This window comes from Microbacterium salsuginis (assembly GCF_012524205.1).
Classification (GTDB): domain Bacteria; phylum Actinomycetota; class Actinomycetes; order Actinomycetales; family Microbacteriaceae; genus Microbacterium; species Microbacterium salsuginis.
This window is the reverse complement of sequence record NZ_JABACI010000002.1, coordinates 504,510-529,213: the sequence shown is the minus strand read 5'-3', so window position 1 is coordinate 529,213 and position 24,704 is coordinate 504,510. Positions and strand designations below refer to the sequence as shown.

General features: G+C 69.6%; 22 protein-coding genes. 15 read left to right on the top strand and 7 right to left on the bottom strand.

The annotated features are described in order from the left end of the window. The first annotated feature begins 17 nt into the window (after nucleotides 1-17). The 13 genes from HF576_RS09530 (at nucleotide 18) to HF576_RS09470 (ending at nucleotide 12,186) form a co-directional block, all read left to right on the top strand. The gene (locus tag HF576_RS09530) at nucleotides 18-635 is read left to right on the top strand and encodes a hypothetical protein (RefSeq protein WP_168912555.1); all 618 of its coding nucleotides are present in this window, start codon (nucleotides 18-20) and stop codon (nucleotides 633-635) included. A gap of 1 nt (nucleotide 636) precedes the next feature. Continuing rightward, nucleotides 637-1,254 carry a hypothetical protein gene (locus tag HF576_RS09525; protein ID WP_168912554.1) on the top strand — a complete coding sequence of 206 codons (618 nt, stop codon included), beginning with the start codon at nucleotides 637-639 and terminating at the stop codon, nucleotides 1,252-1,254. Beyond that, the gene (locus tag HF576_RS09520; RefSeq protein WP_168912553.1) at nucleotides 1,251-2,018 is read left to right on the top strand and encodes a hypothetical protein; all 768 of its coding nucleotides are present in this window, start codon (nucleotides 1,251-1,253) and stop codon (nucleotides 2,016-2,018) included. Before HF576_RS09525 ends, HF576_RS09520 begins: the two co-directional genes overlap by 4 nt. A gap of 183 nt (nucleotides 2,019-2,201) precedes the next feature. Further along, nucleotides 2,202-2,489 carry a WXG100 family type VII secretion target gene (locus HF576_RS09515; RefSeq protein WP_168912552.1) on the top strand — a complete coding sequence of 96 codons (288 nt, stop codon included), beginning with the start codon at nucleotides 2,202-2,204 and terminating at the stop codon, nucleotides 2,487-2,489. Between the two features lie 80 nt (nucleotides 2,490-2,569). Next, nucleotides 2,570-2,899: a hypothetical protein gene (locus tag HF576_RS09510; RefSeq protein ID WP_168912551.1), complete on the top strand. Its 330-nt coding sequence runs from the start codon at nucleotides 2,570-2,572 to the stop codon at nucleotides 2,897-2,899. Beyond that, nucleotides 2,899-4,182, top strand: a complete 1,284-nt coding sequence (locus HF576_RS09505) for a PspA/IM30 family protein (protein ID WP_168912550.1) — start codon at nucleotides 2,899-2,901, stop codon at nucleotides 4,180-4,182. Before HF576_RS09510 ends, HF576_RS09505 begins: the two co-directional genes overlap by 1 nt. 4 nt (nucleotides 4,183-4,186) lie before the next feature. After that, entirely contained in the window at nucleotides 4,187-4,681 is a 495-nt protein-coding gene (locus HF576_RS09500; RefSeq protein WP_168912549.1) for a hypothetical protein, read from the top strand. Then, on the top strand, nucleotides 4,678-5,247 hold the full coding sequence (locus HF576_RS09495; protein WP_168912548.1) for a hypothetical protein: 570 nt from the start codon (nucleotides 4,678-4,680) through the stop codon (nucleotides 5,245-5,247). The genes HF576_RS09500 and HF576_RS09495 overlap by 4 nt, the downstream gene beginning before the upstream one ends. Then, the gene (locus HF576_RS09490) at nucleotides 5,238-5,801 is read left to right on the top strand and encodes a hypothetical protein (RefSeq protein ID WP_168912547.1); all 564 of its coding nucleotides are present in this window, start codon (nucleotides 5,238-5,240) and stop codon (nucleotides 5,799-5,801) included. The genes HF576_RS09495 and HF576_RS09490 overlap by 10 nt, the downstream gene beginning before the upstream one ends. 200 nt (nucleotides 5,802-6,001) lie before the next feature. Further along, entirely contained in the window at nucleotides 6,002-7,612 is a 1,611-nt protein-coding gene (locus tag HF576_RS09485; protein WP_205835155.1) for a DNA-3-methyladenine glycosylase 2 family protein, read from the top strand. Further along, nucleotides 7,609-8,121 carry a methylated-DNA--[protein]-cysteine S-methyltransferase gene (locus HF576_RS09480; RefSeq protein WP_168912545.1) on the top strand — a complete coding sequence of 171 codons (513 nt, stop codon included), beginning with the start codon at nucleotides 7,609-7,611 and terminating at the stop codon, nucleotides 8,119-8,121. Before HF576_RS09485 ends, HF576_RS09480 begins: the two co-directional genes overlap by 4 nt. A gap of 412 nt (nucleotides 8,122-8,533) precedes the next feature. Continuing rightward, entirely contained in the window at nucleotides 8,534-10,375 is a 1,842-nt protein-coding gene (locus HF576_RS09475) for an ABC transporter ATP-binding protein (RefSeq protein ID WP_168912544.1), read from the top strand. Then, entirely contained in the window at nucleotides 10,372-12,186 is a 1,815-nt protein-coding gene (locus HF576_RS09470; RefSeq protein ID WP_168912543.1) for an ATP-binding cassette domain-containing protein, read from the top strand. Before HF576_RS09475 ends, HF576_RS09470 begins: the two co-directional genes overlap by 4 nt. A gap of 209 nt (nucleotides 12,187-12,395) precedes the next feature. Here HF576_RS09470 and HF576_RS09465 read toward each other — a convergent pair whose 3' ends face one another. From HF576_RS09465 to HF576_RS09435, 7 genes are all read right to left on the bottom strand, one after another. After that, nucleotides 12,396-13,289 (bottom strand): endonuclease domain-containing protein, encoded by an 894-nt coding sequence (locus HF576_RS09465; RefSeq protein WP_240948799.1) that lies wholly within the window; start codon nucleotides 13,287-13,289, stop codon nucleotides 12,396-12,398. Between the two features lie 336 nt (nucleotides 13,290-13,625). Then, complete coding sequence (locus HF576_RS09460; RefSeq protein WP_168912542.1) at nucleotides 13,626-14,537, bottom strand: BadF/BadG/BcrA/BcrD ATPase family protein; 912 nt, start codon at nucleotides 14,535-14,537, stop codon at nucleotides 13,626-13,628. After that, nucleotides 14,534-15,526 carry a glycoside hydrolase family 113 gene (locus HF576_RS09455; protein ID WP_240948798.1) on the bottom strand — a complete coding sequence of 331 codons (993 nt, stop codon included), beginning with the start codon at nucleotides 15,524-15,526 and terminating at the stop codon, nucleotides 14,534-14,536. The genes HF576_RS09460 and HF576_RS09455 overlap by 4 nt, the downstream gene beginning before the upstream one ends. Beyond that, nucleotides 15,523-18,039, bottom strand: coding sequence for a glycoside hydrolase family 2 protein (locus HF576_RS09450; RefSeq protein WP_168912541.1), 2,517 nt, complete (start codon nucleotides 18,037-18,039; stop codon nucleotides 15,523-15,525). The genes HF576_RS09455 and HF576_RS09450 overlap by 4 nt, the downstream gene beginning before the upstream one ends. Next, nucleotides 18,036-18,935, bottom strand: a complete 900-nt coding sequence (locus tag HF576_RS09445; protein WP_205835073.1) for a carbohydrate ABC transporter permease — start codon at nucleotides 18,933-18,935, stop codon at nucleotides 18,036-18,038. The genes HF576_RS09450 and HF576_RS09445 overlap by 4 nt, the downstream gene beginning before the upstream one ends. Further along, a complete protein-coding gene (locus tag HF576_RS09440; protein WP_168912540.1) occupies nucleotides 18,932-19,924 on the bottom strand; it encodes a carbohydrate ABC transporter permease in 993 nt (330 codons plus the stop codon). Before HF576_RS09440 ends, HF576_RS09445 begins: the two co-directional genes overlap by 4 nt. 19 nt (nucleotides 19,925-19,943) lie before the next feature. After that, nucleotides 19,944-21,257, bottom strand: coding sequence for an ABC transporter substrate-binding protein (locus tag HF576_RS09435; RefSeq protein ID WP_168912539.1), 1,314 nt, complete (start codon nucleotides 21,255-21,257; stop codon nucleotides 19,944-19,946). Nucleotides 21,258-21,545: 288 nt separating this feature from the next. Between HF576_RS09435 and HF576_RS09430 the strand changes: the two genes are divergently transcribed. After that, nucleotides 21,546-22,568 (top strand): LacI family DNA-binding transcriptional regulator, encoded by a 1,023-nt coding sequence (locus tag HF576_RS09430; RefSeq protein WP_168912538.1) that lies wholly within the window; start codon nucleotides 21,546-21,548, stop codon nucleotides 22,566-22,568. Next, complete coding sequence (locus tag HF576_RS09425) at nucleotides 22,565-24,694, top strand: alpha-galactosidase (RefSeq protein ID WP_168912537.1); 2,130 nt, start codon at nucleotides 22,565-22,567, stop codon at nucleotides 24,692-24,694. Before HF576_RS09430 ends, HF576_RS09425 begins: the two co-directional genes overlap by 4 nt. Nucleotides 24,695-24,704 lie beyond the last annotated feature (10 nt).

Below are 24,704 nucleotides of genomic sequence, written 5' to 3'. Positions count from 1 at the left end.
GATGAAAGACTGGCATGGTGAGTGATCTGCGCGCGGAGCTGACCGGGAGCGTCGGGGCCACCGTGCCGCGGTACCGGATGCTGCTGCCACCGGGCTGGCGATCGTACGACCTGAGCAGCGACACCGAGCGTGAGCTCGTCGCAGCCGCCCGTGCGCGGCTCAACGAAGCAGGGCGGCCCGACCTGGCTGCGGCGCTCGCGACCCAGGTGAAGGACGCCGTCGCGAAGCTGCGCGAGCAGGACGCGTTCGCCTACGCGCTGCCCGCAGAGGGCTCGCCGACGTGGGTGCTGGGATCCGCGAGCCTGGTCGGCCTGCGCCGGCGGTCGACGCCGCGGTGGACGCTCGACGACATCGTCGAGGACGCGGTACGCAACCGCGGCGGTGTCGCCATCGGGGAGGGGCATCGGATCGTCCGGTGGACCGAACGTCACCCCACACGCGTGGACGGCGTCGATGCCGTGTCGTTCCTTATCCAGTTCCTGCTGCCGATTCCCGGCACGAAGCGCACGCAGGCCGTGCAGTGGACGGCGACGGTCGCGCACAGCGCCGACCTCCCGCAGGACGATCCCGTGCTCGAGGCATGGGTTGCACTCTTCGACCACCACATCGCCTCGTTCACCTGGAGCGTGCGCTGACATGCAGCTGAATCTCCGACACGACCCCGAGCACTGCATCCCGGTTCCGTTCATGGCGCAGTCTGCCGGCGAACGGGCCGCGTGGGCCCGCGAGACGGCGGCGGCGTTCGCGACGCGCCGGGAGCTGGCACCGGACGTCGCCACGCGCATCGCGGCGGCACTGGAGGATGTCGCCGCCGTGACCACCGACGAGAGCCGCAGCCTCGTCATCGTCGGGATCGAGGGGCGGGCGATCGCGCCGCTCACCGTGTTCGCGGTCGACGAGCGGCTCAGCGACGACGACCAGGCGGCATTCCTGTGGTCGGCGTCCGCTCTGCTGCCCGCGACGACCGAGATCCTCGAGACCGAGGGCTTCGGTGTCGGCATCTCGGCCACGCTGCTCGAGCGGCACGGAGAGCGGGACTTCGGTTTCGAACGCTGGCTGTTCCTGGGCGAGGAGACGACGGTCGCCGCCATCCTCGGCCCCGTCGCGCCGTACGCACTGGCGTTCGTGGAGGAGCCCGCCAAGGCGGTGCTGAGCACATCGACACTCGAGGGCTTCGTTCCCTCGAGCGACCGCGCGCGCGTGGAAGCACTGGATCGCGCGGTCGTTCGCTTCGGAGAGGACTGGCCGGCATGAGCGGAAGGCCGCTGACAGAACTGGTCGATGAGGCGAAGGGGTGGAGCGCGGTCGACTGGTGGCGGCTGGAGCTGCGCTCGTTCGCGCTGACGGCTGCGCAGCGCCCGCTCGCCGTGCTCGCGCCGAAGGAGGCGATGTCGGAGCACCGCGGCATCACCCTCGGCAGCTTCGTCCAGGGACTGGCCTACCTCTACGCCGTGGCCGCGCCGGTGATCGCCGCAGCGGCCATGCTCCGGTGGGTGCTGGGCGACACGGCGTATGACTTCCCGCTTGCGTTCGCCGGCTGGATCACGCTCGTGGGCCTCGTGGTCACCGGCTGGAGTGAGATCCAGCGGCTCCGCCATCCGCGGGCCACTCGCGCGGCCGCACTGCGCACCCTGGCGCTCATCCACGCGATTCCGGGAGCCATCACAGCGCTGATCGCGCTCACGGCCGGGCGGGAGCAGCTGGGGGACGGCACCTGGGCGTGGCTCGTGGTGATCGCGGCCGACGTCGTCGTCCACATCGCGATCCTGGTGCGAGGACCTCTGCCCAAGGGTGGACCCCAGAACGAGCGCGAGAACCTGGAGTGGAGCATCCGCGAGATCCCGGCGAGCACGCTCGCCGAGGTGATGGAGCGCCGGAATGCAGCCATCGGTCTGCTTGCGGAGCGTGGTCTCATCGACTCCGCCACGGCGGCACGCGCCCTCGCCACGGCTCCGGGTGAGCTCGCGCTCACGCTCGCGCCCGAGGTGCAGCAACACGCTCCGGGCAGTTCCCGCTGACCCGTCGCACCAGCCCTTTTCGCACCGGCCGAACGGGCGACCCCTCACCGGGCGTCGCGATGCGACGGAGCTGATTTCGGAGGTGGCATGGGGAATGGTCCCCATGGGCAGACCGTGGAGCGTCGGTTAGGTTGGATGTCGTCGGCCCGGGGTGGGTCGTGTTTCTGAGTGAGGGAGTTGACGATGGCCGATTTCGGTGCTTCGTATGGCGAGATGGAGCAGGTGGCGTCGTCGCTGTCGCAGGCTCGTGATGACATCCAGGGTCAGCTGGACACGCTGAAGAGCCAGGTGGACACGCTGCTGGGTGAGGACTTCAAGACGCAGCACGCGTCGGGCAAGTTCGGTGAGGGTTACTCCGAGCTGACGACGGGTCTGAAGGGTGCTGTGGATGGCATCAACGACATGTCCGAGTCGCTGCTGGGCATGATGCGCGCGATCCAGGACCTGGACCAGCAGCTCGCCGGCGGCTGAGCCCGACTGATTTCGCCTGAGGGAGCCGGCGCTTCGCCGGCTCCCTCAGCTGACTCACGACCTGACGGAGGATGCCGCACGTGGACATCATGCTCGACCTCGAGCAGCTCAAGGCTGCCCAGTCCGGTCTGGCGTCGTCGATCTCCGAGTTCGACGCCGCGTCGGACACGAACGACGACCTGGAGGATGCCGTCGGTCGTCCCGACGGGCGCAGCGCTCTGCTCAACCAGGTGATCGACTTCGAAGTGGCGTGGCGCGACAAGCGCGGCAAGCTCAAGGAGAACCTCGAGAACATCAAGGAGCAGCTCACGTCCATCATCGACGGCTGGGATGAGTGGGACACCACCACGGCCCAGGACCTCGAGGGCTCCACGACCACCACCGCCGTCACCTCGACGAGGGCCTCCTGATGCGGTCGCCGAACCGGGGGTACGAGCTCCAGCATCTGGACGGGAACGCGACGGACATCACCACGCGCGGCGGACAGCTGAAGACACTCGCGACCACGATGGAGAACACCTCCGTCCAGCTCAAGGCGATCGGCGATTCGTCCGTCCACAAGAGCAAGGGCACCGACAAGCTCGCCGAGATGGCGAACGAGACTCACGCGGATCTCGCCGACGCCGCGGTGCGCTATCGCGGTACCGGCGAGAACCTGGCCACCTACGGCGAGGCGCTGAACACGGCGCAGATGTGGCTGCGCGCCAACCTGAGCGACGTCGAAGACGCCGAGAACGCCTATCAGGCGGCCCTGACCGCCAAAGCGGATGCCGACTTCGCCGAGAGCATCGCGTCCACGAGCGCCGAGGGGTCGGACGATGAGGCGCTCGCCCGGGCGGCCGACCGTGCGGAATCCGATGCGGACTCCGCCGAGACCGCACTGACGAATGCGCAGACCCTGCGCAACGAACTCTGGGAGGAGTTCGAGGACGTCTTCGGCACGTGGTCCGACGCGTACGACGACGCCGTCGACGGAATCGAGAACGCGATCGAGAGCGCCGACAACAACGATGGGTTCTGGGAGTTCATCGACAACGTCCTGGACGTGATCGCGATCGTCCTCGTCGTCCTCAGCGTGATCGCGCTCGTGATCGGCGCGCCGCTGACCGGCCTCCTGGCCGGCATCATCTTCGCGCTCGCCGCCGCGTCGTTCCTGCTCACCGCGCTGAAGTTCGCCTACGGGCGCGCCAGTCTGAGCGACCTCGCCTGGAGCGCCGTCGGCCTTCTCCCGTTCGGCATCGGCAAGATCCTCTCGCGCGGCGTCCCTGCGCTCGGCTCTGTCGTCCAGGGCGGGCGAGGTGTCGTCACCGCCGCCATCAGGAGCAGCCTGCCGCGGTTCTCGCTGCTGCGTCCGACGACGTGGGGCGCGCCGCTGCAGTCGTTGTTCGCTCCCGTGAGGTCGTGGCTCGCGCTGCCCAAACCGGGCCTGTTCACCAATCCGCTCACGGCCATCCGCTTCGGCGGGGCCGAGACCGCGCAGATCACGACCTTCTTGAACACGATGCGCAGCACGCCGTGGGCGACCAGTCCTGGAGTGGCGCAGTTCATCTCGTCGACGGCGGGTTCGCTGCCGGGCGGATTCGTGCAGGGCGCGAACATCGTGTCGTGGACCGGTTTCTCCGTCGTCGACTTGCTCGGCCTCGCGGACGCGCAGCCCGAGATCCCGGGCCTGCGCGATGTGCGCATAGGCTGAGTCCGTGAGTCAGAGCCCCACGCGTCCGCGCACCCTTCAGTCCGTCACGCGCGTCGTGTACGCGGTCGTGGCGATCGTCTCCCCGGCGATCCTGATCGTGTTCCTGGTGGGTTCGCTGTTCTTCTCGGGCGGTCAGGTGAGCGCCAGCATGGACCCCAAGTGGGGCGTGGTGTGGGCCTATCCGCTGTTCGCCGTGCCGACCGTCCTGCTGGTCGCTCTCGGAATCGCCTTGAGCCTGCTGGCCGTCGTCCTCGCCGCCACGGCGCGCAGTGAGGATGTCCCGGGATTGCGGGGCCTTCTGGGGCCGACGGTCGCCTCGATCGTCGCCGCCATCGGGTTCGCGCTGCTCGTGCCCGACGGCGGCACGCGCACGGGCGACGTGACCTTCGGAGACCAGTGGTGGGGCGCGGCCGCCGCAGCCGTCGCGCTGGTCCTCCTGCTCATCGGCATCGCCGTGGGACGCACGAGGTCGCAGGACCGCACGAGTCGCGCTCGATGACCGCGCTGTCGGGCTTTCGGCTGCTGCTTCCGCCCGGGTGGTCCCGTTACCGGGTCGACGAGGACGGTCGCAAGCAGTTCATCGCGAAGCTCGCGGCACGCATGAAGCAGATCGGCGACCCCGAGCTCGACGTTCGCCTGCGGATGCTCGCGAATGCGCAGTGGCGACGGCTGGAGCAGACGCGCACGCACAGCGTGTACTTCCCTGATCGTGAGATCGACGGGCTCGCCCATCTTCCGCTGTCGCTGGCCGTGCGACAGCACGTCGCACCCGCGGGTGCGGCATTCGCCGACGATCTCGGCAGCCTGACCCGAGCGGCCATCGAGACCTACGACACGGCGATCGGACCGATCCAGCGGTGGCAGTCCGACAAGCCGGGGAGTGACGACACCGCCGGTATCACGACCCGGGCCCTCGGCTACGGTTTCGCGCTGCCGGGTTCGGATGGCCGGCGCGGGCTGGTCTTCCTCGCGAGCATCCCCTACCCGGACGACGCCGATCCCGCCATCGTCGAGGGGGCGACCGAGCTCGTCGACTCGATCATGGAGACGTTCCGATGGCGGTAGCCCCGATGTACACGCTCTCGCTCGAGCCGACGTGGCTCCCGGTGCCGCTGCGATTCCCGTGGGGCACGTTCGCTCGCCCGGAGGACTGGGCCACGGAGCTTGCCGAGAGCCTGCTGGCGGACACGGGGGTCGGCGACGACGGCCGTGAGCTCCTGCGGACGACGGCTCTGCACCTGCAGGCCATGCCGGGGCCCCTGCCCGGAGCGATGGAGCGGTTCTGGCGCACCGAATTCGTAGGCGGCGTGACGATCGTGGCGCACCTCTACGTCACCGATTCGGATGCCGCGTCGGCCGACGATCTCCTGCAGCTCGCTCGTGCCGGCGTCGGGGGAGTGATCCAGACTTGGTCGACGCTGGAGGGCACTGCCTTCGACGCGGCCATCTCGGCGGTCGTCGTGTCGGGGACGGACGACCAGCGTGTCTATGCGCTGCGCCACCTGGGCGTGCGCGGCGGATTCGTCTTCCTGCTCGATCTGCTCCACGACGACCCTCTTGTCGTCGACGCGGTGCAGGCGGAGCTCGAGCGCGTCTTCCGTTCGATCCGCCTCGCGTGAAGACCTGCGCAGCGGGCACGATCCGTTCCCGCGTGGTCGCCTGAGGCACGCGCCCACGGCATCCGGCACCGCGGCAGACCGAGCTCCACCGCCATGTCCGATTTCCGCGAGCTCATGTCGGAGGGACGTGTCAGGCTGGGGGCATGACCTCGACGACGACAACGGTGGCCGGCTCGAGTGAGCGCTGGGGTATCGCCTCGATGACGTTCGACGAGCGCTACCGTGCCATCGACTCCCGCGACACGCGGTTCGACGGCCAGTTCGTCACCGCGGTGCGGTCGACGGGCATCTACTGCCGCCCGAGCTGCCCGGCCCGCACGCCCAAGGCGTCGAACGTCACGTTCTACCCCACCAGTGCGGCCGCGCACGAGGCCGGCTATCGGGCCTGCAAGCGCTGCCTCCCCGAGGCGGCGCCGGGCTCGCCGCAGTGGAACCTGCGCGGCGACATCGCCGGACGCGCGATGCGGCTCATCGCCGACGGGGTCGTCGAGCGCGAAGGGGTCCCGGCGCTCGCGCGCCGGCTCGGCTACTCGCCGCGACACCTGACGCGCCTGCTCACCACCGAGCTGGGCGCAGGACCGCTCGCGCTCAGCCGCGCCCACCGCGCCCAGACCGCGCGCATGCTCCTCGTCGGCACCGACCTCTCGGCGGCCGACGTCGCGTTCTCGGCCGGGTTCGCGAGCGTGCGGCAGTTCAACGACACCATCCGGGAGGTGTTCGGGATGCCGCCGCTCGAGCTGCGCGCGCGGCGCCGGGTGGAGCGAGGCGGTGCCCGCGTCCTCGCGCGGGCGAGCGCCCCGTCCGGTGCCGGCGTTCCCGAGGCCGACGCACTGGCGGCCCCGTTCGCAGGCCTCACCGCGATCGACCTCACGCTGCCGCACCGTGGCCCGCTCGATGCCGCGGGTCTGTTCGCCTGGATGGGCGCCCGCGCGGTGTCCGGCGCCGAGTACGCGACGGCCTCCAGCTTCGCCCGCACGCTCCGTCTGCCGGGCGGGCCCGCCTGGTTCGAGCTGCGGCACGACGAGCTCGACGCCGCCGGCACGGGGCGCGTGAGGCTGCATGCCCGACTGGCGCACCTGGCGGACCTGTCCACGTTGGTCACACGTGCGCGGCGTCTGTTCGACCTGGATGCCGACCCGATCGCGATCGACGACGCGCTGTCGCAGCATCCGGAACTGTCGGCGTCCGTCGCGGATCTGCCGGGCATCCGCGTGCCGGGCGCTGCGGATCCGCACGAGATGCTGATCCGCGCGATGGTCGGCCAGCAGATCACCGTCGTCGCCGCGCGCACCGCCCTCACCGCGTTGACCGCGGCTCTCGGCGAGGAAGTCGTGTGCCTGGACGGCACCGGAGTGACGGCGACCAAGCTCTTCCCGACGATGGCTGCCATCGCCGAACGCGGTCATGAGGTGCTGCGAGGCCCGGCCGCTCGCATCCGGGCGATCACCGGTGCCGCGGCCGCGCTCGCGGACGGCTCGCTCGTCCTCACCCCCGGCGACGACGCGGCGGACCAGCGGGCCGCGCTGCTGGCCATGCCCGGCATCGGGCCCTGGACTGCGGACTACGTCCGCATGCGGGTGCTCGGCGATCCGGACGCGTTCCTGCCCGGTGACGTCGCGGTGCGCGCCGGCGCCGCGGCTCTCGGCCTCCCCTCCGAGCCTCGTGCTCTCACCGACTGGGCCGTCCGCACCGCACCCTGGCGCAGCTATCTCACCGCCCACCTCTGGCGCGCCGTGCCGCCCAGACCGGCACCGCGGCGCCGAGCGGCGGCGAACCTCACTGTTGACTCCGAAACGAAGGTGACATCATGACCGACGCGATCATTCAGACCATCGACACCCCCGACGGCCCCTTCACGATCCTGTCCGACGCGGACGCGGGTGTGCTCGCGTCAGGCTGGACCGACGACGTCGACCGCATCGTCGGTCGTCTGCGGGCGGCTGACCGCCCCGCCGCGCTGACGAGGGGCGAGACGGATGCCGCAGCCGCCGTCCTGGCGTACTACGAGGGGGATCTCGACGCGATCGACGCGGTCCCCGTCGCCCAGCGGGGCACACACATGCAGCTTGAGGGCTGGCAGGCGCTGCGCCGCATCACCCCGGGCCGCCCGCTCACCTACGCGGAGTTCGCCGCCCAACTCGGGTCTCCGAACGCCGTCAGGGCGGCAGCATCCATCTGCGCACGCAACGCACCGGCGCTGTTCGTTCCCTGCCACCGGGTGCTGCGCACCGGCGGAGCGCTCGGAGGTTTCGCGTGGGGACTCGACGTCAAGCGCAGGCTGCTCGACCGCGAGGCAGGAGTGCCGGCTCTCGTGGCCTGACGCCACCGGCACGAACGGTCCGGACGCCCTGAGCGGGGCATCCGGACCGTTCCTCTTTCCGGGGGAGAGGAAAGCGCTTGTTGCGCTCAGCGATTTCTCAGGTATAGGCTGGAGGGCTGTCGCGCCGCTTCACGAAGTGGCGCGCCAGCCCCGTCCATTCAGCCCCGAGGAGGAGCCATGTATCAGGCCGTTGTCGCCGCGAAGACCGTCTTCGTCCTCCGCCCCGCCGTGGACGGCGTGACCCCGGAGCGGCTTCGCATTCAGGGGTAGCCGCTCCCCATCCCCGTCCCGGCGGCGCCGCCTCGGCATACCGCCGCTTCTCGGAGCGTTCCTCTCACAGAGGGCTCCGTCGCGCCCTGCGCATCTTGTAGACCCCGATCCGGGTCATCCGCTCACCATCCCCGCAAGGATCATGACTTCCACCGTCGACTCGCCTCGGTCCGAACTGTCCACCCCCAAAGCGCTCGCGCGGCTCCTGCCGTTCGCGAAGCCCGTGCTGCCGCGCCTGAGCCTCGGTGCGCTCAGCGCGCTCTTCGCCAGCCTGCTCGCGCTGGCGATCCCGCTCGTCCTCGAACAGGTCGTGCGCGGCCCCATCAGCTCGGGCGACATCGCCCTCATCGGCTGGGGCGCCGCCGCGATCCTCGGCCTGGGCCTCGCCGAGGCCCTCATGGTGTGGCTGCGCCGCTGGTTCGTGCTCGGGCCGGCCACCATGGTCGAGTACGACCTGCGCCAGACCTTCTACTCCCGGCTGCAGCGGCTGCCGGTCTCCTTCCACGACCGCTGGCAGTCCGGTCAGCTGCTGAGCCGCATGATGCAGGACATCAGCATGCTGCGCCGCTGGCTGGCATTCGGCCTGGTGCTGCTGGTCGTCAACGTGCTCACGATCGCCGTCGGCACGGTGCTCCTCTTCCGCTGGCACTGGCTGCTCGGCACGATCTTCCTCGTGACCTCGGCACCGCTGTGGTACGCGGGGTACCGGTTCGAGAAGACGTACGGCACGCTCGCGCGCCAGTCCCAGGACCAGGCCGGCGATCTCGCGACCTCGGTCGAAGAGAGCGTGCACGGCATCCGCGTGCTGAAGGCGTTCGGCCGCGGCAAGCACGCCCTGCAGAAGTTCACGCGGCAGGCTGAGACCCTGCGCGAGACCGAGCTGAGCAAGGCGCGCGCGATCGGCTGGATCTGGTTCTGGCTCGTGCTGCTGCCCGACATCGCCTTCGCGCTGTGCTTGGGTGCCGGCATCTACCTGACCGCGCTCGGTCAGCTGCAGTCGTACGAGCTCATCGCGTTCTTCGCGATGGCCACGGTGCTGCGCTGGCCGATGGAGTCGATCGGCTTCCTGTTCTCGTTCATGCTCGACGCCCGCACGGCGACCGACCGCATCTTCGAGGTGTTCGACGAAGAGAACACGATCGTCGACCCGGCGGAGCCGAAGACCATCGACCGCCCGCGGGGTGAGCTCGCCTTCGAGGGCGTGCACTTCCGGTATCAGGATGCCGCTGCCCGAGAGCGCGACCTTCTCGACGGCGTCGACCTCGTGCTGCGGCCGGGCGAGACGATGGCGCTCGTCGGTCTCACCGGGTCCGGCAAGACCACGCTCACCACGCTGCCGACGCGCCTCTACGACGTCACCGGCGGTCGCGTGACCCTCGACGGCGTCGACGTCCGCGACCTGACCCTGAAGGAGCTGCGTCGTCACATCGGGATGGCCTTCGAAGACGCCACGCTGTTCTCGCAGACCGTGCGCGACAACGTGCTGCTCGGCCGGGAAGACCTCGTGCCCGGGAGCCCCGAAGCCGAAGCCGTCATGCGCGAGGCGCTGCAGGTTGCCCAGGCATCCTTCGTCGACGACCTGCCCGACGGGGTCGACACGGTCATCGGCGAAGAGGGCTTGTCGCTGTCGGGCGGACAGCGCCAGCGGCTCGCGCTCGCCCGCGCGGTCGCGGCTCGGCCCGCCGTGCTGGTGCTCGACGATCCGCTGTCGGCACTCGACGTCGACACCGAGGCGCTCGTCGAGGACGCGCTGCGCGAGGTGCTGCACGCCACGACCGCGCTGGTGGTGGCGCACCGCCCGTCCACGGTGACGCTCGCCGACCGTGTCGCGCTGCTCGAGGCGGGTCGCGTCACGGCGGTCGGCACGCACTCCGAGCTGCTGCGCACGAGCGAGCACTACCGCCACGTGATCTCGAGTCTCGAGGTCGAAGAGGCCCGTCTGCGGGCCCGTCAGCACGACCAGGAAATGGAGGTGAACCTGTGAGCACCACGGTCACCGGAACGAGCGGCGAAGACCGCTCCGACTACACGCGCGACGAGAGCCGGGCGATCCGCAAGCGGTCGCTGCGGCTCCTCGGTTCGCTCATCACGCCGGTCCGCGGCCAGCTGATCCTTGCCGGCGTCGTACTCGTCGTCTCGACGGTGCTGCGCGTCGCGGGTCCGTGGCTCATCGGTCTCGGACTCAACAACGCGCTCCCGGCGGTCATCGAGCGGATGGACTGGATGCCGACGGTCGGCGTCGTCGCCGCCTACCTGCTCTCGGCGATCGGCGGCGCCGCCCTGATCGGCTGGTACGTGGTGGTGGCCGCGCGCCTCACGCAGGCGGTCATGCTCGACCTGCGCAAGCGGATCTTCCTGCACACGCAGCGGCTGAGCCTGGAGTTCCACGAGTCGTACACGTCGGGCCGCATCATCTCGCGGCAGACGAGCGACCTCGACACGATCCGCGAACTGCTCGACGGTGGTCTGAACGAGCTGGTGTCGGGCATCCTGTACGGCACGTTCACGCTCATCGCGCTGCTCATCGTGGATTGGCAGTCCGGCGTGATCCTCATCGTCATGGGGCTTCCGCTGTTCCTCCTGATGCGGTGGTTCTACCTGCGCTCGCAGCTGGTGTACCGCGAGTCGCGGGTGATCAGCGCGAAGGTCATCGTGAAGTTCGTCGAGACGATGACGGGTATCCGCGCGGTGAAGGCCTTCCGCAAAGAGACCCGCAACGACGAGGAGTTCGGCGCGCTCGCGTTGGACTATCGCGACGTCAACATGCGCTCGATCCGCCTGTTCGGCACGTTCGAGCCCGCGCTGATGGCCGTCGCGTCGGTGACGCTCGCACTCGTCATCGCGTGGGGCGGCATCCGCGTCGCCGACGGCGCGATGGCGATCGGGTTCCTGCTGTCGGCGGTGCTGTATGTGCGCAACTTCTTCTCGCCGCTGCAGGAGGTCGCGTTCTTCTTGAACTCGTACCAGTCCGCGACGGCGGCGCTCGAGAAGGTGTCGGGCGTGCTGGAGGAGGAGCCCACGGTGCCCGACCCCGTGAAGCCCGTCGACCTGTGGTCGGCGAAGGGGCACATCCGGTTCCAGGACGTGCTCTTCGGGTACTCGAAGGACCGCGTCATCCTGCCGGACTTCTCGCTCGACATCCCCGCCGGCCAGACCATCGCGCTCGTGGGCACGACCGGCGCCGGCAAGTCGACGCTGGCCAAGCTCGTGTCGCGGTTCTACGACCCGACGCGCGGGTCAGTCACCCTCGACGGCGTCGACCTGCGGTCGCTGCACCCGAAGGATCTGCGCCGCGCGATCGTCATGGTCACGCAGGAGGCGTACCTCTTCAGCGGCACGGTCGCCGACAACATCGCGCTGGGCAAGCCCGACGCGACGCTCGACGAGATCCAGGCCGCGGCGCGCGCGGTGGGGGCGGATGCCTTCATCCAGGCACTCCCGGACGGCTACCACACCGACGTCAACAAGCGCGGCGGCCGGGTGTCGGCAGGGCAGCGGCAGCTGATCTCGTTCGCGCGGGCGTTCCTCGCCGACCCGGCGGTGCTGATCCTCGACGAGGCGACGGCGTCGCTCGACATCCCGAGCGAACGCCAGATCCAGGATGCGCTGCAGACGCTGCTCGCCGACCGCACGGCGATCATCATCGCCCACCGTCTGTCGACGGTCGCGATCGCCGACCGCGTGCTCGTCATGGAGCACGGCCGCATCATCGAGGACGACGCACCCGAGGCGCTCATCGGCGGCGACGGCCGCTTCGCCAGGCTGCACGCCGCCTGGCGCGAGTCGCTGGTCTGACCTCGGCCCCGGATGCCCCGGCCCGCGCACACGCGCCGGCCGGGGCATCCGTCGTCCTGCTCCTGCTGCGCGGGCGCTCTTGCCGGATCCGGAAACCGGAGTGTGGGCGTGTTTCCGGAGCGCCGCGCCGCGGTGGCTCCGGAAAGCGTGCGATTCTCCGGTTTCCGGATCCGAAATACTTGCGGCGAGTCGCGGAGCGGCGCCCCCGGTCAGGAAGCCAGGTGAGCCCCCGCCGCGATTGCACGGGCGATCGTGCGCTCGACAGCATCCCAGTCGTGCACGACCTGCGCGTAGGTGAACCGCAGCACCGTGTAGCCGTTGAGGACGAGCTGCGCGTCGAAGGCGACGTCTTTGCCCCGCTGAGCTGACGTGGAGTGGTGCGCGAACCCATCGGTCTGAACGACCAGTCGCTCGCCGATCAACAGGTCCACCGGACGGCCCAGCAGAACGACTTGCTGGCGCATCGGGATGCCCCAGCCGCTGAGTCGCACGACCAGGATCGTCTCCAGACCGGAGTCGGACTGATCGGACGCCCGATCTGCGCAGTGCCGGGCCTGACGACTCGGCCAACGCACACGCCGAACCGCGGACGGCGTCAGTTTCTCGATCTTGAGGGCTGAGTTCCACACGATCTGCGCGCTCTCGGGCGGTAGGCACTGGGCGATGTGCGCGAGCGTGTCTTCGACGGAGTCCAGCAGGCCGAAACCGGGCGCCGGCGCGATCCGATGCGTCCAATGTGCGGTGACGGCTGAGGTTGGGGATGAAGCATGAGGGTCGAGCCGGATGTGGATGTCGTCAGGCGCGTCCTCCGGCATCCACCACCCTCGCCGCCGTGCCGCCGACACGCACGTGAGGCTCCCGCTGTTCTCGGCCGCCGTGAGGAGGTCAGCCGGGGCAGCCGCAGTGGCGAGCCAGTCCCGCTTGACGCGGCGCAGATCCCCGCCGCGCACAGCGGCACGCCGTGCCGCCAACGGGAAGCCGGCGTCTTCCGCCGCTCGGCGGTGGGCGAGACCACCGGACTTATCGACCCACTCGACGAGGCGAGTGACCTCGCGCGCCATGCGCGGGACGAGGGAGGATGCGGCGAGCGACGTGACGACCATGCGAGGCATCCTGCCCGGCCTTCGCCACGTCGAGGCCGCTCTCCACACGAGGATGCGTCGGCGAGCTCCGCGCGGCCCGCTGTGGAGGAGAGGAGGAGCCGACGCGAGCGAGAGCACCCCAAAGCCGGATCCGGAAACCGGAATCCGCGCGGCTTTCCGGAGCGGCGCGCCGTGAGCGCTCCGGAAAGCGTGGGATTCTCCGGTTTCCGGATCCGGCAAACGGGCGCCGGCCGAGGCGGAGTCAGGCAGCGTGCACACCCCGGCGGACACGGCCCCGGATGCTCCGACATCGGCGCGAATCTCCGTCGGGCGGACGCCAGGAGCCGGACCCGCGGGTCAGGCGCGGGCGACGGAGACGGCGGTGGCGAGCGGATGCCCCGGCACGAGGCCGGCGAGAGCGACCGCGCCGTCGATGCCGTGGCCGAGGGGCTCGACGAGTGCGACGTCGAGCTCGCTCGCCGACAGGTGCGACGTGAACGCCTCGCGCAGCCGCACGGACCGGAAGACCCCGCCGATCGCGCACACCGAGAACCGCTCGGACTCCTCGGTGCGGACGCGGCGCAGCGCCGTCTCGACGCTGTGCGCGAGCTCGCCGCCGGCGCGCACCGTGATCCGCTGCGACACGGCATCACCCTCCGAGGCCAGCCGGGCGACCGGCTCGGCGAACGAGGCGATGATGCTCACGCGGTCCTCGGCGGACTGCAGGCTGATGTAGGCCTGCGCGAGGTCGGGCCAGCGCTCTCGCGCGACGTCGGTCAGGCGCGTCGCCGGCCCGCGTCCGTCGTACTCGCGCATGACCGCGTCGAGGGCCTCGCGGCCGATCCAATACCCACTGCCCGCGTCGCCCATGAGGTAACCCCACCCGTCGACTCGTGCGACGCTGTCGCGTCCGACGGCGAGCGTGACCACCCCGCCGCCGGCGGCGACGACTGCGCCGCGCCCGTCGGCGAGCGCCCCCAGGAACGACGTCGTGGAGTCGTGCGCCAGCAGCACCTCGCGCACGCCGGCGTCGTCGATGCGGGCGAGGAGGGCCGCGGCATCCGCTTCTCGCGTCGTGAGACCCGAGACGCCGGCAGCGATAACGGATGCCGGGACCCCGGTCCGCTCGACGGCGCCGCGTGCGACGGCGGCCAGCTGGGGGAGCAGCGGCTCGTCGGTGCGGATGCCGGGAAAGACGATGTCGTGACCGCCGAGGCGCACCTTGATCCCGGTCTGGCCGGCGTCGATCGCCAGCACTCCGGCGGTCACTGGGGGGCTCCGTCACGAAGCGCGGTGTTCCGCTCGCGGAGCTCGGTGTACCGGTCGCGCAGGAAGGCGCCGGCGGGCTTGCCGTAGGGGCAGTAGTCGTCGTTCGCGGCGGCGTCCTCCAGGTCGTAGAGGCGAGGCGGCCAGTCCCACAGCATGAACCCGCGCATCCACGGCCGGGCGTCGCAGGCGGCGAACATAGCCTCGTAATACCTCAGCTGAGCCTCGCCCGACGGGCCCCCCGGCAGCGCCCAGTCGTTCGGCCGGTCCGGCGATCCCTCGCGCGACGGGCACCCGGCCTCCATGAAGAAGAACGGCTTGCCGTGCGCGGTGACGACCTGCTCGATGCGGTCCAGCTCGGCCTCCCACCGGTCGATCGGATAGTAGCCGCTCGAGGTGATGACGTCCACGGCGTCCCACCACGTGACGCGATCCTCCTGGTATTTGTCGCAGTTGTACGTGATCAGACCCGAGTAGACCTCGCGCACTTCGGCGATCAGCGCGCGCCACTGCTGGGCGCGAGTGTCGGCGCGCACCATCTCGCAGCCCACGCAGAGCATCTCGCAGCCCTCCGCCTCGGCGAGGCGTGCCGCGTGCAGGATGAACTCGCGATACGAGGCGAACCACTCCGTCCAGCTCGGCTCACCGGGGACGTCCCAGTCGAAGAACCCGATGTATGCGCGCCACGTGCCGTCGGCGACGTTGACCACCGGCTTCAGGCAGACCTTCAGCCCGCGCGCCTTCGCTTCGCGGATCGCCCACACGATCTCGTCGTCGGTGACGGTCGGCTCCTCGCGGAAGCGCACTTCGGTCGACTGCGCGGTCGCCTGCAGGGCCGAGTAGGAGAGGGCGGTCCAGTTGACGCCGTGGTCGGCCATCGAACGCAGGGAATCGGATGCCTCGGCCGTGGCCCACGTGCCGCGCACGCCCGTCCAGCCCCAGGTCATCCCGGCCACGTACGGCTCGAGCGATCGGGCGAGTGCGGCGGTCATCGGACCACCAGTTCGTTCGCGGTGCGCAGGACGCGGGAATCCGACAGCGCGGAGGCCGGGAGCGGCCCGCCGCCGTGGCGCACGAGCACTGTCGCACTCTCACCCGGGAGCAGAGTGAGCAGGGCGTCCGAGGCCACGGCACCCGGGTCGACCTTGTCGACCAGCAGCGAGAGGTCGCGCACCAGGGTCGACGCACTGAGCGTGACGAGCGTGCCGCCGGGCGCAGCCTCGGTGCGCACGTCGACGACCGGGGCGGTCAGCGCGGAGTCGCGCGGTTCGGCGAAGAACCACGTCCCGCGCACGTCGCCGAGAGCGGCCACGACCAGCTCGCCGCCCGCGTCGCCCGCCTCGGCGATGTCGGCCGCCAGCAGGACCGTCAGCGTCTCGCGCGCGGCGAGCGTCACCGTCTGTGCGAACAGCGCGAGGGTGTCGCCGTCGAAGCTCACCCGGCGGGCGGTCAGCTCGCCCTGCCAGGGGTCGGGGGTGTCGTTCACGAGCACGGCGACCAGGCCCGTCTCGCGGGGCTGAATCGTGACCAGCCGGGGCGCGAAGGCGTGCGCGATGCCGTAGTACAGCGGCTTGGGCCTCTCGTCCCCGTCTATCGCCGCCCACGAGGTCACGGGCCAGCAGTCGTTGAGCTGCCACACGATCGCGCCCTGCGTGTGCGGCGCCCACGAGCGGAAGTGCTCGAGCGCAGTGCGCACCGCCAGCGCCTGGTTGAGCTGCATCGCCCAGTGCCAGTCCTCCATGGCCTCCGGCATCCGGAAGTGGGGAACCAATCCGCTGGTGAGCTTGACGTTGCCCTCCATCGCCTTCTGGTGCACGATCATGCCGGGCGATTCCGGGGTCAGCGGGTCGTCCGAGATGGACCGGGTCAGCGTGGTCCAGGTCGGCGGTCCCTGCCAGCCGAACTCGGCGACGAACCGCGGCCGGTGTTCGCGATAGGTCGTCCAGTCGCGGCGGTTCCACTGCTCCCACAGGTGCATGCTGCCGTGCCGCTCGTCGTTGGGGTGCGGCCCGGTCTGGGCCGAACCGTCCCAGCCGGCTCGCGGGCTGAAAGGGCTTCCCGGGGCATACGGCACGTGCGGGGCGAGTTCGTCGACGATCGCCGGGAACAGCTCGTAGTAGTAGTGGGCGCCCCACGTCTTGCCGTCGAGGCGCTGCTTCCACCCCCAGTCCTCGTAGCCCCACAGGTTCTCGTTGTTGCCGGTCAGCAGCACAAGAGAGGCGTGGTGCGCGAGCCGCACGACGTTCTCGCGGGCTTCGGCCTCGATCTCGGAACGCAGCGGCTCCTCCTCGGCGTACGCCGCGCACGCGAACAGGAAGTCCTGCCACACCAGCAGTCCGAACTCGTCGGCGAGTTCGTAGAAGTCGTCGGACTCGTACAGGCCGCCGCCCCAGACCCGGATCAGGTTCAGGTGGGCGCCACGCGCCTGCTCGAAGCGGCGGCGCAGCCGGTCCCGTGTCACGCGCACGGTCAGGGCGTCGTCGGGGATCCAGTTCACGCCCTTCACGAACACGGGCTGGTCGTTGACGACGAGTGTGAACGGCGTGCCGCTCTCATCGGGCGTGGTCTCCCAGCGGACGTCGCGGAACCCCACGACCCGGTGGACGGTGTCCCTCACCTCGCCGTCGGCGTCGACCAGGCTCACGTCGACCGCGTAGAGGGGCTGCTCGCCGTACCCTGCCGGCCACCAGCGCTGGACCGCCGGCAGCTCGACGCGCACGCGCGCGCGGTCGCGGACGATCTCCGCCGCCGCAGCGGCCGGCTCGCCGAGGCCCGGACCGTTCACCTCGACGCTGACCGACAGAGCGGATGCGGCATCCGTCGCGTTCTCGATGGCGATGTCGACCTCGATCACGCCGCCGGCGCCGTGCGGCGTCGCGACCACGCGCGTCTGCGCCAGACGAGCGACCGACCACGTCTCGAGCCCCACCGGCTTGACGATCCCGCTGGTGTAGGTCGCGATGCCCCAGTCCCATCCGAAGCTGCACGCCGACTTACGGATCGCGTCGTAGGGGAGCGGGTACGGGCGCTCTCGCATGCCCAGTGCCACGCTCTGCTCGTTGGCGTACTTGACGGGCGAGCGGAAACGCACGATGAGTTCGTTCCCGCCTTCGACCAGCGCGTCGCGGACGTCGAACCGGTACGAGCGGTGCTGATTCGCCACCGCCCCGAGCTCGTGACCGTTCAGGGTGATCACCGCGACGGTGTCGAGCCCGTCGAAGACGAGGTCGGTGCGGTCGGCCGAGCCCGGAGCCCACTCGAACGTGGTCGCGTACTCCCAGTCCACCAGACCGATCCACGCAAGCGCCGATTCGTTGTCGTCGAGGAACGGGTCGGGGATGAGCTGCGCCGCCAGAAGGTCGGTGTGCACGCATCCCGGCACGACGGCGGTGACGGATGCCGCGGCGATCGGTTGGGGCGCCGGTCCGGCAGCGGCACGCAGGTGCCAGCCGTTGTGAAGCGGGACGCGTGCGAGCGGTGCGGTGAGCGGGAGGGCAGAGGTCACTTGACGGCTCCTGAGGTCAGGCCCTTGTAGATCCAGCGCTGCAGCAGCAGGAAGGCGATGAGGGTCGGGATGATGACGACGACGGTTCCGGCGGCGATGACCTCCCACTGCGCGCCGAACGGTCCTTTGAACCGGAACAGCGATGTGGAGATCATGCCCTCGGACGGCAGGTAGAGGAAGGGTGCGTAGAACTCGTTGTACACCGCGATGCCTTTGATGATCACGACGGTCGCGATCGCGGGCTTGAGCAGCGGCAGCACGATCCGCCAGTAGATCGTCCACCGGTTGGCACCGTCGATCATCGCGGCCTCGTCGAGCGACACCGGGATCGACTGCATGAACTGGATGAACAGGTAGATCGCGATGATGTCTGTGCCCATGAACAGCAGGATCAGCGCGGCCTTGGTGTCGTAGAGCCCGAGGCCGTTGATCAGCTGGAACGTGGCGACCTGGCTGGTCACGCCGGGGATGAGCGTCGCGACCAGGAACAGGCCGACCACGAGCTTCTTGCCGCGGAACCTGAAACGGTCCAGCGCGTAGGCCGCCATCGTTCCGATCAGCACGGTGCCCACCAGAGACACGACGAGCACGATCGTGGTGTTGACGAAGCCCTCGAGCATCTCGCCACTGGTGAACGCCGTGACGAAGTTGTCGAAGTTCAGCCAGTTCGCCGGCGGGTCGAACGGGCCGGTCTGAGCGTACTCGGGCGCTGTCTTCAAACTCGCGAACAGGAGCACCGACAGGGGAAGCAGCGTGATGACCGCGGCGATGATCAGGCTGAGGTACTTCGCGGTGTTGGCACTGACGCCGCGGAGGCGCTCGCCGAGGCTGCGTCCGCGCATCCTCGTCGGGGGAGTGGTGCGCAACGGCATGGTCCGCAGGGGCTGGGTGGTCATGTCAGGTCCACCTTCTCGTCGGGGAACAGGCGGCGCTGGATCCATGTGACGACCAGCACGATGAGCAGGAGCACGACGGCCATCGCGGAAGCGAGCCCGACCTGCCGGAAGCTGAAAGCGGTCTGGAGCGTCTGGATGACGAAGGTGGCCGATCCGTTCGCGCCCCCGGTCATGATGAAAGGCACCTCGAAGACCGAGAGGCTTCCGGCGATCGCGAGGATGAAGGACAGGCCGACGACGCGGCGGATGCCGGGGAAGATGATCGCCCAGAACTGCTGCCAGCGGTTGGCGCCGTCGAGGTCGGCGGCTTCGTAGAGGTCGTGGGGGATGGACTGGATCGCGCCGAGGAAGAGCACGAAGTTCAAGCCGGTGTAGCGCCAGACGGACGTGCCGGCGAGCGACCAGTTGACGACATCGGGGTTGCCCAGCCATTGCGGCGGATCGGTCACCCCGAACCAGCCGAGCGCGGTGTCGAGTGTGCCGCCGGGCTGGAAGAGGTAGAGGAAGACGAACCCGATCGCGACGCCGTTGATGAGATACGGGAAGAAGAGGATGCCGCGGAAGAGGTTCGAGAACCGCGTCGAGAAGCTGAGGAGCGCGGCGAAATACAGGGCGATCGCCATCTGTGCGAACGACGCGAGGAAGTAGTACAGGCTGACGCCGAAGACCGCGAAGATCCGCGGGTCGGTGAAGACCTGCACGTAGTTGTCGAGCCCGACGAAGTTCTTCTCCAGGTCGATGCCGTCCCAGTCGGTGACGCTGTAGTAGAAGAGGTTGACCGCCGGCCAGTAGGTGAACAGGAGCAGCAGCCCGACCGCCGCGGCGAGGAAGAACCACGGCGTGAGCTTCTGCAGGAGGCTCCGTCCGGCGGAGCCCCCGCGCGGGCGGGCGGATCGGCGGTTGAACCCGCCGAGTCGCCGCGCCCGCGCGGGCGCGCTGAGGATGGCAGGGGCATCCGCCGGTGCGGCACCCGGAGCTGCAATGGCCATGTCGCTGCCGTCCTCTCGCTCAGCCCGCGAGCTTCTCGACCGATGCGCCCCAGCGCTCGTTCAGCTCAGCGAAGTAGCTCTCCTTGTCTCCGTCCGCCGCGCCACGGGCGATGTCGACGAGCTTCTGCCGGTAGATCGGACCGTAGAGGTCGATCTGGGAGTCGTCGGCGACCTCGTTGATGAGGCCCTCTTTGCCGGGGGCGGAGGGGTTGATCTCGATGAGCTCGACTCCGGCCTCGGCGAAGCCCTGCAGCGAGTCGGGCAGGTCCTTGTCGATCACCGGCGAGATCATGCCCTGCGTCTCGGTGTAGCCGGAGTCCTCGACGACCCACTGGATCCATGCCCACGCGGCGGCCTTCGCCTTGGAGTGCTTGCTCACGGCGAGGTTGTAGTCGCCGCCGATCACGGCGTACTGCGTGCCGTCGACGTTGGCCGGGAACGCCATGAACCCGATGTCGTCCGCGGAGGCGCCGTTGTCTTCGGCAGCCGCCTGCATCTGCGAGATCGCCCACGACCCCAGTGTCATCGCGGCGATCTTGCCGGTGCCGAGGTCGACCTTCGACTGCTCCCAGTTGGTCGTGAGCGGGTCGTCCTCGGTCAGGCCGGCGGCCACCGATTCGTACAGCAGCGAGTCGATCGCGTACTGGTCCTTGCCTTCGGTCCACGGCGCGGGGTCTTCGGCCATGTTGCTCGTCGCGTCGGGATCGTTCGTGATGGCGCCGAGGTTGCCGAAGCTCTGCGTCAGCGGCCAGCCGTCCTTGTAGTTCGTGTAGAGCGGAATGGCATCGGTGTTGTCCTTGATCAGCTGTAGCGCGTCGAGCCATTCCTCCTCGGTGGTGGGCAGCTCCGTCACCCCTGCCTCTTCCCACACCTTCTTGTTGTAGACGACGCCATTGGAGTTGCCGCCGAAGGCGATGCCGTACTGCGTGCCCTCGAAGCTCGCCGGAGGCAGGAAGCGGTACGTGTCCTCGAAGTCGGCGGTCTCGCCGAGCGGCTCGAGGAACTGGTCGAACTGATCAGGCTGGATCGCCGGGATGCCGATGACGTCGCCGTAGTTGGTGGTCGACATGCGCGTCTGCATCTCGCCCGCGTAGTCCGTGATGCCCTCGAACGTCACATTCACGTCGGGGTACTCCTTGTTGAACTCCTCCGCGTACTTCTCGAAGGTGCCGTCCTCGACCAGGTCGGTGCGCCACGTGACGACCTTGATGTCGCCCTTCACTTCGCCGTCGATCGTGTTGTCGGCGTCGGCTGCGCCGCCGCCGGCGCAGCCGCTCACCGCGACCGCGGCGGTGGCCAGCAGCGCGATGCCTGCGAATGCCTTCTTCGCCATGAGATGTCTCCTTGTCAGGTTCGCCCTTGAACCGCCGATGCGTTGGCCACATCAGCGCGCGTTCGTCGCGGGGTCAGAGTACGCAGTGGCGAAACGCTTTCGCAAGAGCCGAATGTCATCGCTGTCTTTCTCTGTCCGGACGACATTGTTCCTTGAAAAAGAGAAGTTGATCAGCGATAAATTTGAGTCCAGCGAACATGACATGACTCGAATGTCCGTCAAATGTCCTACGTGGACATCGCGCTGTCCGTGATGCTAGCGTGAAGGCGGCCCGCAAGGAGGCGCCGTATGACCGTTCAGCAGCGCGCGACACTCGAAGACGTCGCCCGGCTCGCCGGCGTGAGCTCGAAGACCGTCTCACGGGTCTTCACTCACCGCGATCTCGTCGCCCCCGAGACCGTCGAGCGGGTCCTCACCGCGGCGAAGCGGCTGCGCTTCCGGCCCAATCCGCTCGCCCGGGGACTGCGGCGAGGCGGTTCGACCAACACCATCGGCTTCATCATGGGCGAGCTGAGCAACCCCTTCTACTACAAGGTCGCCGCGGGCATCGAGAAGGAACTGTCGGCGAGCGGGTTCTCGCTTGTGGTCGCCACCACCGACGACACCGCCGAGGGCGAGGAGCGGGTCGCCGAGGCGCTGCTCGGCCAGCGCCTGGGCGCGCTCCTGCTCATCCCGGTCGCCGACGACCAGTCGTACCTCGAGGGCGAGCGCCATCTCGGCACCCCGGTGATCGCGATCGACCGGCCGGCGCGGAACCTGGTAGCCGATTCGATCGTGCTCGAGAACCATCGGGGCGTCTACGACGCGACGACGCGCCTTCTCGAGCGGGGTCACCGCCGCATCGGCTACGTCTGCAATCCGGCGTCGGTCTACACGCAGGCGGAGCGGCTGCGTGGGTATCGCGACGCGCTCGCCGCCTACGGCGTCCACGACTCCGCCCGCTGGGAGCGCCTCGCGGACGATCTCGCAGTCCCCGCAGACGGCTTCATCGCCGACCTGCTCAACGCCGACGATGCCCCCACGGCGATCATCACCGGCAACAACCGCGTCACGATCAGCGCGCTCCGCGTGCTGCGCGACCGCGGCGACACCCGCACCGCGCTCGTCGGGTTCGACGACTTCGACACCGCCGACGTGCTCGGGGTCTCCGTCATCACGCATGATCCGGTCGGCCTCGGGCGCGCCGCAGCGAGCATCGCGATCGAGCGCATGCAAGACCCGGCCGGCTTCACGCGCCGCCTCGAGATGCCCACGTGGATCCTCGAGCGCGGCACCGGCGAACGACTCCCGTCCGAGAGGAACCCCGCATGACCCGACGTCTCTTCCACCTCGAGCGCGACGGCGTCGCCCTGCTCATCGCACAGATGGGCGATGCCCTGCCGCATGTGCTGCACTGGGGAGGCGCCGTGAGCGCAGGCATCGACCTCGACGCGCTTGCGTCCGCCCTCAGCCGGCAGAGCCCTCCCGGGACCCTCGATGCCGCGTGGCAGCTCTCGCTGGCACCGCAGGAGGGCGACGGCTGGTCGGGTCGCCCCGGGATGCAATTGCGCCGTGGCGGCATCGTGCACCACCCGCGCTGGGTCGTGACCGGGACGGAGGAAGGTGAGGACCGGTTGCGGGTGGACGCGCGGGACGAGGCATCCGGCCTGCTCCTCACGATCTCGATCGGGGTCGAGGCCGGCGGCGTGGTCTGGGTCGAGCACGCACTCGTCCACCAGGGCGAGCAGGATGCGGCGCCCGTCGACGTCGACTGGCTCGAGGCCACCCTGCCGGTGCCGTCGACGACGGACTCCCTGCTCACCTTCGACGGCCGTTGGGCGCGCGAGAAGCGGCCCGTCGTCACGGCCATGCCCGCCGGCGCGACCGTCCGACAGTCCCGCCGGGGCCGTCCGGGTCACGACAACCCCGTCGCCGCGATCGCCTCGATCGGCGAACCGCGCTGGGGTGCCGGCGAGCTGTGGGGCGTGCACCTCGCGTGGTCGAGCGACCTCACCGTGCGGCTGGACCGCGTCACCGACGCCGTGACCCTGATCGGGGCAGGCGAGCTGCTGCGTCCCGGTGAGATCCGGCTGGTTCCGGGAGAGGAGTACCGCGCGCCCCGGGCTGCGTTCGTCCACTCGACCGACGGCCTCGACGGCTTCGCGGCACGCGTGCACACGTGGCTGCGTGCGCGGCCGCAGCATCCGTCCTCGCCCCGGCCGCTCGTCCTGAACACGTGGGAGGCGGTGTATTTCGACCACGATCCGGCACGGCTCACCGCGCTCGCCGAGCGGGCCGCGGAGGTGGGCATCGAGCGGTTCGTGCTCGACGACGGATGGTTCCTCGGTCGTCGCGACGACTCCACCAGCCTCGGCGACTGGGTCGTCGACCGCACGGTGTGGCCCGAGGGGCTCACGCCGCTCGCCGACCGGGTGCACGCGCTCGGCATGCAGTTCGGTCTGTGGTTCGAGCCCGAGATGGTCAGTCTCGATTCGGACGTCGCCCGGGCGCACCCCGAGTGGCTGCTGCATGACCCGGGGCACCTCGAGCACCCCGCGTCGCTCTCGTGGCGCCAGCAGTACGTGCTGAACCTCGCCGACCCCGGCGCCTACGCCCACGTGCTCGGCCAGATCGATGCCCTCGTGAACGAACTCGGCATCGACTTCATCAAATGGGACCACAATCGCGATCTCGTCGAGAGCGTGCATGCCGGCAGGCCCGGCGGCCACGCGCAGATGATCGCGGTCTACGCGCTGCTGCGCGAGCTGAAGACCCGGCATCCGGCGCTGGAGATCGAGTCGTGCTCGAGCGGCGGCGCACGCACGGACCTCGGAATCCTCGCGTTCACCGACCGGGTGTGGGCGAGCGACTCGAACGATCCCGTGGAGCGGCAGGATATCCAGCGCTGGACCGGCCTGCTGCTGCCACCCGAACTGGTCGGCGCGCACGTCGGGCCCACGACCTCGCACTCGTCGGGGCGCACGACCGCGCTGTCGTACCGGATGGCGACCAGCCTGATGGGATCAGCGGGGTTCGAGTGGGACATCCTGTCGTGCGATGAGGAAGAGACCGCCGCCATCGGGCGCTTCGCGAAGCTCTACAAAGAGCTGCGACCGGTCGTCCACACCGGCAGGGTCGTGCATCCGGAACTGCGCGACAATGCTTGGCGGGCTACGGGCTTCGTGGGCCAGGATGCGGCGGTCGTCGTCGTGGCGACGGTGGCGAGCCTGCAGGACGCCCGTGCCGAGCGACTGCGGATTCCCGGGCTGGACCGTGATCGTCGGTACCGCGTGCGAGTCCGCCGCGAGATCGGCGACGCCAGGCACGGCTGGATCGCGCCCGAGTGGTTCGGCGCCGGCGAGATCGAACTGCCGGGGGCTGTGCTCTCCGAGGTCGGTCTCCAGCTGCCCACGCTGTGGCCGCTGCAGGCGTTCGTGCTGCACCTCGAGGCGATCTGAACGATCCCGC

Bases quoted from the DNA above. Each gene is read 5' to 3' on its own strand.
- HF576_RS09445 (WP_205835073.1), bottom strand. From the start codon at position 18,935: ATGACCACCCAGCCCCTGCGGACCATGCCGTTGCGCACCACTCCCCCG.
- HF576_RS09480 (WP_168912545.1), top strand. From the start codon at position 7,609: ATGACCGACGCGATCATTCAGACCATCGACACCCCCGACGGCCCCTTC.
- HF576_RS09495 (WP_168912548.1), top strand. From the start codon at position 4,678: ATGACCGCGCTGTCGGGCTTTCGGCTGCTGCTTCCGCCCGGGTGGTCC.
- HF576_RS09440 (WP_168912540.1), bottom strand. From the start codon at position 19,924: ATGGCCATTGCAGCTCCGGGTGCCGCACCGGCGGATGCCCCTGCCATC.
- HF576_RS09435 (WP_168912539.1), bottom strand. From the start codon at position 21,257: ATGGCGAAGAAGGCATTCGCAGGCATCGCGCTGCTGGCCACCGCCGCG.
- HF576_RS09490 (WP_168912547.1), top strand. From the start codon at position 5,238: ATGGCGGTAGCCCCGATGTACACGCTCTCGCTCGAGCCGACGTGGCTC.
- HF576_RS09515 (WP_168912552.1), top strand. From the start codon at position 2,202: ATGGCCGATTTCGGTGCTTCGTATGGCGAGATGGAGCAGGTGGCGTCG.
- HF576_RS09485 (WP_205835155.1), top strand. From the start codon at position 6,002: ATGACGTTCGACGAGCGCTACCGTGCCATCGACTCCCGCGACACGCGG.
- HF576_RS09520 (WP_168912553.1), top strand. From the start codon at position 1,251: ATGAGCGGAAGGCCGCTGACAGAACTGGTCGATGAGGCGAAGGGGTGG.
- HF576_RS09475 (WP_168912544.1), top strand. From the start codon at position 8,534: ATGACTTCCACCGTCGACTCGCCTCGGTCCGAACTGTCCACCCCCAAA.
- HF576_RS09465 (WP_240948799.1), bottom strand. From the start codon at position 13,289: ATGGTCGTCACGTCGCTCGCCGCATCCTCCCTCGTCCCGCGCATGGCG.
- HF576_RS09525 (WP_168912554.1), top strand. From the start codon at position 637: ATGCAGCTGAATCTCCGACACGACCCCGAGCACTGCATCCCGGTTCCG.
- HF576_RS09455 (WP_240948798.1), bottom strand. From the start codon at position 15,526: ATGACCGCCGCACTCGCCCGATCGCTCGAGCCGTACGTGGCCGGGATG.
- HF576_RS09505 (WP_168912550.1), top strand. From the start codon at position 2,899: ATGCGGTCGCCGAACCGGGGGTACGAGCTCCAGCATCTGGACGGGAAC.
- HF576_RS09430 (WP_168912538.1), top strand. From the start codon at position 21,546: ATGACCGTTCAGCAGCGCGCGACACTCGAAGACGTCGCCCGGCTCGCC.
- HF576_RS09425 (WP_168912537.1), top strand. From the start codon at position 22,565: ATGACCCGACGTCTCTTCCACCTCGAGCGCGACGGCGTCGCCCTGCTC.